We start from the raw sequence: 9,558 nt of genomic DNA, 5'->3' as shown, positions 1-9,558 counted from the left end.
TTAATAAATGCTGAATTTGGAGGCTGATTTGTTTCATCGTCCCGGAAAAAAGGCAGGATCCTCGAATGCCAAATCGCTCAAAGAGTTGACGCGTATTACGCCTGCTGCACTAATATTAGCAGAAGAAAAGCGTAAAACACTCATGTTGCAAATTCGTGAGGCGACCGCTCTGGAAGAGGCGCGGTTCGATAGTCTATGCCTGAGTTTAGTGCATAATCTGGTTAATCATTGTCAACATTTGCCTGAAACGTCTAATAGTTATTATTCGCAACAAGGCGGCTTATTAGATTACGCCTTAAATCGCACTGAGGCGGCACTGGGTCTTTTTCGCCAGTACCTCGTACAAGAAGGAGGAGCAGAATTATCAGAAGAGCAGAAATTGTGGCAATACGCATTATTTTCTGCTGCTATTTTACAAGGCGCAGGTAAACTGTATATCGATTATAGCCTTGATTTATATGATAACAATGGCCAGTTTTTAAAACAGTGGAATCCTTTACTGGAAAGTATTGTGTCGGTAGGGAGTCACTATAGTTATGAATTTCAAAAAGAATCGGATGAAGAATTCCGCCGCCGTCTTAATATATTAATCGCGCGATTGCTAATGCCTGCTAGTGGTTTCGCTTGGATTGCTGCAAATCCGCAAGTATTGGCTGTATGGCTTGCTTTGCTTAACGAAGATGCACATGCAGCCGGAACTTTGGGTGCGATTTTAATCCGGGCAGATGCGATTGCTATCCAACGGTATTTTAACCAAATGATGCTGCGGAATTATGGTTCACGTGGTAATCGCTATGGCCGAGTGAGCACTTTTACCGGTGGCGTCCCTGAATCACTTGCTGAAATAGAGCAGCAGATTGGAGTAGAGTTTATTCAATGGCTTACTAGATCTTTAGATACAGGCCGTATTCATGTTAATAAAGCACCCTTGTTCATGGTGCCTGGTGGTATGTTAATGACGCCAGAGATATTCCAACTCTTTGTGCGAGAACATCCTGAATATAAAAATTGGCAGGCGATACAAAAAGGCTTTTTATCTTTAGGCTTACACAGTGTGGCGGCTGATGGCGGCGTTTCCTCGCGTTTTGAACAAACGTCTAATCAGCAGATGCATAATGGTATTGTCTTTGCGAATTATGCTGTTGCACTTCCTGCGCAGGTACAGTTACATAGCTTGAATACTGGTAAATCGGCAACGATTTCGGCAACTGAATTAATCAATCAGGCTCAATTTAATAACCATTTTACCCGCCAGCAGAATACACATATTGCGAACGCCTTACAGCATCTGACGGCTGTGGGTCAATGGCAAGAAGCACCGGTTACCCCCACGCCACCTGTTTCAATACGCCCAGGGGTACTTAACGGTGCCTGATTATGTAATAGGCGATGTGCAAGGCTGTTATGAACCCTTACAACGTCTGCTTACCCATATCGATTTTGATGAGAAGGTTGATCGTTTATGGTTTGTGGGCGATTTGGTTAATCGTGGACCGGAGTCCTTGGCTGTTTTACGTTTTATCAAAAATTTGCCTGTTTCTGCGCGGATTACTTTAGGTAACCATGATTTGCATTTGTTAGGTAAACTGTTTGGTGGTCACCCCTGGAGTAACCATGATGATACCTTGCATGATATTTTAGTTGCTGATGACGGTGAAGAGCTTGGTCATTGGTTACGTCAGCAGTCAATTTTATACCACGAACCGAAATTAAATATTGTTATGTGTCATGCAGGTATTGCCCCTGCTTGGGATTTAGCTTTGGCAAAATCCTGTGCTCTTGAGTTAGAGAGTGTTTTATCTGGCGTAAATTATCGCAACTATTTGGCCGAAATGTATGGGAACGAGCCTAATTATTGGTCATCAGAGTTGATCGGTATTGAGCGATTGCGTGTTATTACCAATTATTTTACTCGTATGCGTTTTTGTGATGCCCAAGGGCGCCTTGTTCTTAATTATAAAGGAACCATTGCTCAAGCTCCTGCTGGATTAATTCCTTGGTTTGCTGTACCAGGCCGTAAAACGATCGATGTAGATCTTGTTTTTGGTCATTGGGCTGCATTGGGAGGATTATGTTCGGAGTCATCGATTTATGCGATTGATACGGGGTGTTTATGGGGCGGCCAATTAACGGCGTTACGCTTGCAGGATAGGCAGCGTTTCTCTGTAACAGGTCTTAAATCTTAAAGTTAATTTAAATTTTTTGTGATGCGACTCGGTTTTTTTCATGTTCTTTCTCAATGTTATATTAAGATGCTCATAGGTATGGCCAAAGATATCATTAAGATACTTAAAATTATCAATATTTAATAATAGATTGATCAACATAGTTTTGTGGTCAAATTTTTGTCAAAATCAGCTCGTTTCTAACCATAGGTGTAAAATCAAATCTTCCTGACGGCTTGCTCCATAAAATATAGCATGTGATATACTCGCGCCGAGGTAAAGGATTTCGTAAATTTTTGGAGAGCGATATGAAGCTAGCACGACTCGCTGTTTTGTTGATGGCAGTAAGCGGTAGTTTAGCCGCTGAAGATGTTAAATTTGTAGGAACAATTACTCAAACAGTTAAATCAACCCCTCTTTCCCCAGTGACCGCGAAAGCTAGTCGGCGAGCTGTGGTAACACCAACACCCCAGATAAAAAATTACCTTACTCAAGGTCAAACTTTCAGAGCGTGCCAGGCAAAAACTTACTCATAAAGCACAAAATGCATTGGCGTATACCAAGCAATTGACTCATGTCGGCGAGGAGCCTATAGCTGGTAATTACCCAATGCAAGTTCAACTTGGAATGAATAATGTGCCTGTATTAAATCAGGGTGCCCACGGGACCTGTACAATTTTTGCTTGCACAGCGGCAGTCGATGCCGCTTTAAACAAAGGCGATTACGTTAGTCAATTGTGTCAATTACAGCTGGGTAGTTACCTGGAAAAATCAGGTTATGCTACCAGTGGTTGGGAAGGCGCCTGGGGGCGTGAAATCCTGAGTCAAATGGAGCTTTTTGGTATAGTTAGTAAGGAACAACAGACGGCTCATAGCTGTGCTGGTATGTTAGAGTATCCTCTCAACGAAAATGCGCCTGCGGAATCCGTGATGAATGTTGAGGATTTTCACCAAATAAGTGAGCGCTTGGATAACAAGCAGCTTGTTTGGTCGACTATCTTAGATGTTTATCAATCATTTACAGAGCGTACGGATGGCAGGAAGACCCTTTATGATGTGAAAACCAGTCTAAGAGCCGGTGATAGATTGGTTGTGGGGGTGTTGCTGATAGATCTTGATATAGGAACGGTGGGCGCCGTAGGGACTCATAAAGCAACACAGGATAGCTGGGTATTAACGCCTGAAATTGCCCTGGATATTTTGCTGAACCCAAGCTTTGCTGGTCATCAGATGGTTATTACTGGTTATGATGATAATGCAGTCGCTATTGATAATAAAGGCCATGAGCATCGTGGCCTACTCACTTTGCGTAACTCGTGGGGTGATAAGATTGGTGATCAGGGCGATTTCTACATGTCTTATGATTATTTTAAATTGCTGGCCACAGAAGTACTGCGTATTCGCAGCGCTTCGTTATAATAATCTTCGTTATTTAGCAGCCTTATTTAAGGCTGCTGGATTTCTGGCAATGAAGGTAGGTGAAGGTCGTTCCGTTTCAATTTTATCTGCTGTTGCTGTTGTGGATGACTGACGAGTAACTAGTTTGCTAGAAAGCTTTTTCGTTTAACGAGCGAACTGCTGTTTACTATAAGCAATCCGAGCTGCGATGGACTCCTGCCCTTCTGCTGCACGTGCTTCAATTTGTTTGTAGCGCTTAAGGCCACCCTCGCGATTGGCGATTTGAATGTTTAGGCCAGGGCGGGCGTTGAGTTCCAGCATAAGTGGCCCATGCTCTTTGTCAAGGACAATATCAACCCCTAAATAACCCAAACCAGTTAACTCATAGCAGCTGGCAGCAATTTCTAAAATGTTATCCCAGTAAGGCACGGAAATGTCAACAATGGGTGCCAGCGTATCAGGGTGAAAATCAATGGCGTCATTATGAAATACACCACCCAGTGTTTTGCCAGTTGCTAAATTAATACCCACGCCGATGGCACCTTGGTGTAGATTTGCTTTACCACCTGACAGGCGAGTGGGTAAGCGTGCCATGGCCATCGCTGGATAGCCTAGTAAGGTAATAATGCGAATATCAGGAATCCCTTCGTAACTGACTTCTTTAAAGACAGGATCAACGACGACGCGATGTTCTATAATGGCGTAATCGCTATGACCGCCTAAACTGTAGGCGCCTGATAATAAACAGGATAAATGATAACTCATTTCCTGCAAGGTAGTTAATTTGCCATTAATTTGGCGATACCGTCCAAAAACACGATCGGTAACAACCAAGATGCCATCACCACCCGCACCATGTGCCGGCTTAATTACAAAATCTTTATAAGGTTGCAAAATTTGCTCAAGATTTTTATTTGATGTTCACTTTCGATCGTTTCATATAAGCGAGGAACTGCTATTCCTGATTGCGTCGCTAGTTGCTTGGTTTGCAATTTGTCATCAACCAAGGGATAGCGTTTACGCTCATTGTATTTAAGAACGTAATCACTATTCCGTTGGTTGATACTCAGGATGCCGCGCTGAGATAAACGGCGGTACAAATTCCACATTAGTGTTCTCCACCAAGTACTTTAAAGCGAAACAATTCAGTAACTCGGTAGCCGCGGTATTGGCCAAACCATAAAATCAACGCCAATAGAACCAGGAGTAACTCAGGGAAGGCAAAAATTAAATACTGCATGGGGGGGTAGTTCATTGCACCAAAAGCAATAACCGCTGCAATAAGACTGCCGACTCCTGATTTAATTGCATCTGATGCGCCTCGCTCATCCCAGGTTATACACATACGCTCAATGGTCATAGTAAGAATAACCATTGGGAATAAAGCGACTGATAGACCAGAATCCAAACCTAAATTTTGACTTACTACTGAGATAAAAATCATGAGCAAAATGACAACAGTAAGGATAGCGGCTAACCTTGGGACCAAAAGGAGACGAAGTTGATCGAGGTAAAATCGGGCCAGTAAGCCAAATGAAACAATAATGGTAAAAAGCGTGATTCCCCAAATTACATGTGTTTCACGAAAAGCAAGCGCAATTAATACGGGCATGAAGGTACCAAAGGTTTTCAAACCCACAAAGTTACGCAGTAACAAGATAATAAAGGCTCCAATGGGTACAGTCAGTAAAATCTTATAAGTTTCCTGGACATTAACAGGCAACTGCAACAGTGAGAAACGCAGTAGCTGCGAATCGGTTTGCGAGCCGCGTGCCTTAGCAATGGTTAAAGCATTAATGGGAGTAGGAGAAACCGTTAAGTTAAAGATAGGCTTTTTACCGCCCACCACTTCAAAGAGAGGATCAAAGCCATACTGCCAAACAAGGAAATTCTTGGGAAAACCGGCTCCACCTGTACGAGGATTGATATAAACCCAATCTTTTCCATTGTAAACTACCATGAACAACTTAAAGTCAGCTTTATTTTGTTGATTCAAGTAAATGCCCTTGACTGGCATGGCATAGATTCGGGCCTGATTTAATATGGTAATCGTAGCCTTTATAACATTCTCATCATTGAATTCATCGCCCACCAATAATCTTGCATTGCCGTCTTTCCTATTTAATTCCTTAATAGTTCCTTGTGCAAAAGTTTGAATGTCAGCAGAGGATTGACGTACTTGACTGGTAATGGTGTCAACGGCTGATTTTTGATTTTCAAGAAGCGGTTGCGCTTTTACTATAGGCGGTTTGCCTAAGGACGATTCATTATTGTCAGTTTCACGAAAGATAGCGCGGTAGTAAAGTGATTGCGCCCCACTGCTACGCCTAAGCGACCATACTGTCTGACGGTTATAACCATTCAAATTGGTCGTTACACCATAATTATGGGAAACGAAATATTCATCCAGAATCGCAAAATAGGGTGGCATATAGGGGATGGTAAAACTTGCTTTAACAGGCGTATTACGTTCTGCTGTGAAGCGCAAATTCGCTTCCACCATCCAACTATTAACTGTTTCCGTATCAGTTAAAGGAACATCCAAGACAAGATGACGGTAAAAGAATATGCTAATTCCTATTATAAAGAGGGTGAGGATTAAGCCATAAACATGGCGTTTATTTGACTTCATTTTGTTTCTACTTTCTCTGTTCTCATCATAAAGGCATGACTTGGGTCAACCAGTCCATTAAAAGCAATAATTGCATCTCTACCAAGAAGTAAGGGGTAATTAAAGCGTTTACGATTGGTTAAATTAACAGGTATAGCACGAATTTTTTCACCAATTTTGATATTTATCAAAACGATCGGCCGCTTGATTGGCTCTGCAGCTAAATTTTCTCCTGCGCGCACTTTTATTCTAACTTTACCCAGGTATTCGCAGGTAAACTCGACGTTACCTTCTTTACCGGGAACTTTAAAGCGCAAATAAGGTTTGCCGCTTTTTTCCACTTCATGGATATCAATGGCGCTGAGCGAAGCGGATTTGGCGCCGGTATCTAATTTGGCTGATAAAGTCATGTTTTTATCGATCAGAGTCGCTTTTTCAACATAGCCATAAATTTTTTTTCATCCGCTGCCATGGAACATCCCGCTAAGATTGATAAAATTAGAACAAATAAATTACGCCGACGCATTAAAAAAACCTTTAAATAATTGTGAAAAATACCCGCAATACTAGCAGATTTGTGGGCCTACGCCCAGAGCTAGATCGTGCAAATATAGGGCAATCATTAGTATACGGATTTTTGCTATCAAATCCACCATATTGAGTAATAAAAATTCTTGTCTTGGGTTGGTAAAGGAAATGTAAGAAAGCAGATTATTCGTTTGATTTTTTAAGCAAAAAACTGGATTTTAAAATCACTTCATCAATGTAAACCTTTGGGCTTAGTTGAAGAAGATAATGAATCGTTTCAATGACATCCTGACAGAGAATTTTTTCTTCATCTGGGAAGTCAGGCATCATTTTAGTCATATCAGTATCAATAACACTAGGACAAATGGCTGTTACTTTAATATTGTCCTGATTTAACTCAAGACTCAGGGATTGACTATAACCTACGACGCCATACTTGGTCATGCAATAAGCACCTGAGCGGGCGACAGGTCGTTTGCCTGCGTATGATGCCATGTTGAAGATATAGCCCGATTGTTGCTTTTTCATGTAAGGAACGATGGCATGAACCATATTATAAATACCACGCAAATTAACATCTATCATAGCGTTAAATTCATCGGGTCCGATTGCACTACTGCCAAGGAACCAAAGTCCCGCGTTATTAAACAAAATATCAATCGTTTGATAGCGAGAAGCAAGATACTTACTGCATTTAGAAACGGCTTCGTAGTCGCTTACATCCAGAGCAAACACGGTGGTCTTAATAGCAAATTTTTCGGTTAGTTCTTTACTAACTTTATTCAATAAAGATTCATTTCTGGCAATTAAAGCAAGATCAAAACCTTGTTCAGCAAAATAATGTGCCGCGTGTTTCCCAATGCCTCTGCTTGCGCCAGTAATGATTGCTAATTTGTTCATAGAATTAGTCAATTCGGAAAAACGGTATGGTCAAGCTACTCGATTACAGTAATTTGTGCAAGCTTGGTGGATATCGCTAAGACGTACAGATAAAATTTTGCAGTATAATTTACCGTGATGTCAGGGGGATTAATAACGTTTTGCAGCCCCCTTTTCTTAGTGGTATGTGCTATATAGTACTTAAGACTATAACAAGATTAATTTTCTTAGCTTTTTCAGGGTTTATCCATAATAAGTTACTGGTAAACTAAACATTGCAGCCTGAAAGTAACTGGACAGTAGTAATTATGAATACCATAGAATTGTTAGATGTCTCACTAAGAGACGGGGGACATAGAACTAACTTCCATTTTAAAAATAACGAGTTACAAGCAATTTTAACATCACTCGATAATTCTGGGATCGAGTATATTGAAATTGGTTACCGCAATGGTTCAATCGCTCCTATTGAGAATATTGGTAAAGCAGGGTTATGTGAAAAGGACTATCTTCTGTTTTGTACTTCTCAGGTAAAAAAGCAAAAATCGCTGTCATGGCGCACCCTAAAAATGTAACGACGACTGATATTAAGGAATTAAAGGACAGTGGTGTCCAATTGCTTAGAATTTGTATTATTAAAGGTGATGTGGAAGAGGCTTGCCCAATCATCGATATGGGAAAACAATATGGTTTAGCAATCTCTGTCAATTTTATTCATGCCTCACATTATAAAGAATGTGAATTAGATGACGTATTGGCGAGAGTTAATCGACATAAGCCAGATATGATTTATTTCGCGGATTCAAATGGTAGTCTATTGCCAGCAAGAGTTGACCAGATTTACCGCAAATACAGCAGGCAATATTCGATCCCTTTGGGTTTTCATGCCCATGATAATTTAGGATTAGCTCAGGCTAATACGTTGGCAGCAATGAACGCTGGAGCACACTATATCGATGCTTCACTTGCTGGTATGGGTAAGGGCATAGGTAACCTGAGGACGGAGTTTTTACGGCTTATTTACATGCAATAAATATTAAAAATACAGGTTGACTCCTGTCTTAATGGCAGCAAATTATGTGCGTAAGGCCTTGGGAATTGGTAGTGAAGACATTGAAATGGACGAATTCATTCGTGGTATTTCTGATTTTTCAACGGCAGAAATGAAGAAATTTAAAGAAACAACCGATACGCTAAATTTATTGTAGTGTAACGGGGAAACATGCAAGTAAATAAACATTTTCTGTCAAATCAATCATTATTTTTATATGCTCTGCTATAAAATTGGAATTAATATGAGAAAAAATATTAACTATTGCTCCTGTTATGCCTCAGCAATCTGATATTGAATCAATTGCAAGTACCCTTTCCTTTTTAGAGGCAGTATACCAGATCGATTTTATCGATCCTTTAGCGATAAATAAGACGTTTTCTATAGACATTTCCAATGACGTTTATTATCAGCTTTGGCAAGATCATCTCAAAAAATGGTTGGTAAATTATGATGCATTTTTTGGGTTCTCTTTTGGTGGGGTTATTTTGCAGCAATGTTTTCTTTATTTGTTAACAGTAAAAAGCCTGTTGTTTTATTTTCTACCCCGACTTTTGCTGATGAGGCACTGCAAAAAAATTGGGTGATGTTATTACACTTTGTAAAGCAAATCGAGTAAATGATGCGTTGGTTTCTTTATATAAAGATGTTTTTTCTCCTTATGATGCACCGTTGCAAACCCTTCCTGCAAGCAGCATGGTGAGTGCGGCTAATCGGTTAATTTTTGGTTTGCAACGTGTTTTGGATACGGATGCAACAGCAATTTTAGAGCAAACGACAGTCGATCATTTACATTTGATAGGTGAATGCTCAACGCTGGTCAATAAAGAAAATGTTTTAGCTCCAAGAGTGGGTGATTTATGCATTGTGCCACAGGCAGGAATGCGTGTATTACAGGATAATCCATCTTTTGCAAAAAACTGATC

At 40.6% G+C, this 9,558-nt stretch carries 11 protein-coding genes and 1 pseudogene; 8 read left to right on the top strand and 4 right to left on the bottom strand.

Features of this window, described 5'->3' with window-relative positions; translation table 11 throughout:
- The first annotated feature begins 28 nt into the window (after positions 1-28).
- The 4 genes from BN58_RS03180 to BN58_RS21650 all read left to right on the top strand — a co-directional run bounded on the left by BN58_RS03180 (position 29) and on the right by BN58_RS21650 (position 3,584).
- Positions 29-1,375 carry a conjugal transfer nickase/helicase domain-containing protein gene (locus BN58_RS03180; RefSeq protein WP_198009806.1) on the top strand — a complete coding sequence of 449 codons (1,347 nt, stop codon included), beginning with the start codon at positions 29-31 and terminating at the stop codon, positions 1,373-1,375.
- Positions 1,368-2,186, top strand: a complete 819-nt coding sequence (locus BN58_RS03175) for a symmetrical bis(5'-nucleosyl)-tetraphosphatase (protein WP_019215617.1) — start codon at positions 1,368-1,370, stop codon at positions 2,184-2,186. The genes BN58_RS03180 and BN58_RS03175 overlap by 8 nt, the downstream gene beginning before the upstream one ends.
- A 287-nt stretch (positions 2,187-2,473) precedes the next feature.
- Entirely contained in the window at positions 2,474-2,701 is a 228-nt protein-coding gene (locus BN58_RS21655; protein ID WP_019215616.1) for a hypothetical protein, read from the top strand.
- A gap of 13 nt (positions 2,702-2,714) precedes the next feature.
- Positions 2,715-3,584 (top strand): C1 family peptidase, encoded by an 870-nt coding sequence (locus BN58_RS21650; RefSeq protein WP_019215615.1) that lies wholly within the window; start codon positions 2,715-2,717, stop codon positions 3,582-3,584.
- A 144-nt stretch (positions 3,585-3,728) separates the two neighbouring features.
- Here BN58_RS21650 and BN58_RS21645 read toward each other — a convergent pair.
- From BN58_RS21645 to BN58_RS03150, 4 genes and pseudogenes are all read right to left on the bottom strand, one after another.
- Positions 3,729-4,672 (bottom strand): annotated as a pseudogene (locus BN58_RS21645) (alpha-L-glutamate ligase-like protein).
- Entirely contained in the window at positions 4,672-6,195 is a 1,524-nt protein-coding gene (locus BN58_RS03160; RefSeq protein WP_026069213.1) for an inactive transglutaminase family protein, read from the bottom strand. The pseudogene BN58_RS21645 and the gene BN58_RS03160 overlap by 1 nt, the downstream one beginning before the upstream one ends.
- On the bottom strand, positions 6,192-6,584 hold the full coding sequence (locus BN58_RS03155; protein ID WP_019215613.1) for an ATP-dependent zinc protease family protein: 393 nt from the start codon (positions 6,582-6,584) through the stop codon (positions 6,192-6,194). The genes BN58_RS03160 and BN58_RS03155 overlap by 4 nt, the downstream gene beginning before the upstream one ends.
- 301 nt (positions 6,585-6,885) lie before the next feature.
- Positions 6,886-7,602, bottom strand: a complete 717-nt coding sequence (locus BN58_RS03150) for an SDR family oxidoreductase (RefSeq protein ID WP_019215612.1) — start codon at positions 7,600-7,602, stop codon at positions 6,886-6,888.
- A gap of 254 nt (positions 7,603-7,856) precedes the next feature.
- Between BN58_RS03150 and BN58_RS32580 the strand changes: the two genes are divergently transcribed.
- The 4 genes from BN58_RS32580 (at position 7,857) to BN58_RS28025 (ending at position 9,556) form a co-directional block, all read left to right on the top strand.
- A complete protein-coding gene (locus BN58_RS32580; RefSeq protein ID WP_232220293.1) occupies positions 7,857-8,156 on the top strand; it encodes a beta/alpha barrel domain-containing protein in 300 nt (99 codons plus the stop codon).
- Positions 8,135-8,614 (top strand): beta/alpha barrel domain-containing protein, encoded by a 480-nt coding sequence (locus BN58_RS32575; RefSeq protein WP_232220292.1) that lies wholly within the window; start codon positions 8,135-8,137, stop codon positions 8,612-8,614. The genes BN58_RS32580 and BN58_RS32575 overlap by 22 nt, the downstream gene beginning before the upstream one ends.
- A gap of 31 nt (positions 8,615-8,645) precedes the next feature.
- Complete coding sequence (locus BN58_RS32570) at positions 8,646-8,789, top strand: hypothetical protein (protein ID WP_019215611.1); 144 nt, start codon at positions 8,646-8,648, stop codon at positions 8,787-8,789.
- Positions 8,790-9,211: 422 nt separating this feature from the next.
- Complete coding sequence (locus BN58_RS28025) at positions 9,212-9,556, top strand: hypothetical protein (protein WP_019215609.1); 345 nt, start codon at positions 9,212-9,214, stop codon at positions 9,554-9,556.
- The last annotated feature ends 2 nt before the right edge of the window (positions 9,557-9,558 follow it).

The sequence above is a fragment of the Legionella tunisiensis genome, from assembly GCF_000308315.1.
Lineage (GTDB): Bacteria > Pseudomonadota > Gammaproteobacteria > Legionellales > Legionellaceae > Tatlockia > Tatlockia tunisiensis.
The sequence above is the reverse complement of the archived record's forward strand: the minus strand, read 5'-3'. Positions and strand labels throughout refer to the sequence as shown.

What these genes read in the sequence shown, in the direction of transcription:
- BN58_RS21655 (WP_019215616.1), top strand. Translation starts at nt 2,474, where the DNA reads ATGAAGCTAGCACGACTCGCTGTTTTGTTGATGGCAGTAAGCGGTAGT.
- BN58_RS03160 (WP_026069213.1), bottom strand. Translation starts at nt 6,195, where the DNA reads ATGAAGTCAAATAAACGCCATGTTTATGGCTTAATCCTCACCCTCTTT.
- BN58_RS03155 (WP_019215613.1), bottom strand. Translation starts at nt 6,584, where the DNA reads ATGACTTTATCAGCCAAATTAGATACCGGCGCCAAATCCGCTTCGCTC.
- BN58_RS03150 (WP_019215612.1), bottom strand. Translation starts at nt 7,602, where the DNA reads ATGAACAAATTAGCAATCATTACTGGCGCAAGCAGAGGCATTGGGAAA.
- BN58_RS32575 (WP_232220292.1), top strand. Translation starts at nt 8,135, where the DNA reads ATGGCGCACCCTAAAAATGTAACGACGACTGATATTAAGGAATTAAAG.
- BN58_RS32570 (WP_019215611.1), top strand. Translation starts at nt 8,646, where the DNA reads ATGGCAGCAAATTATGTGCGTAAGGCCTTGGGAATTGGTAGTGAAGAC.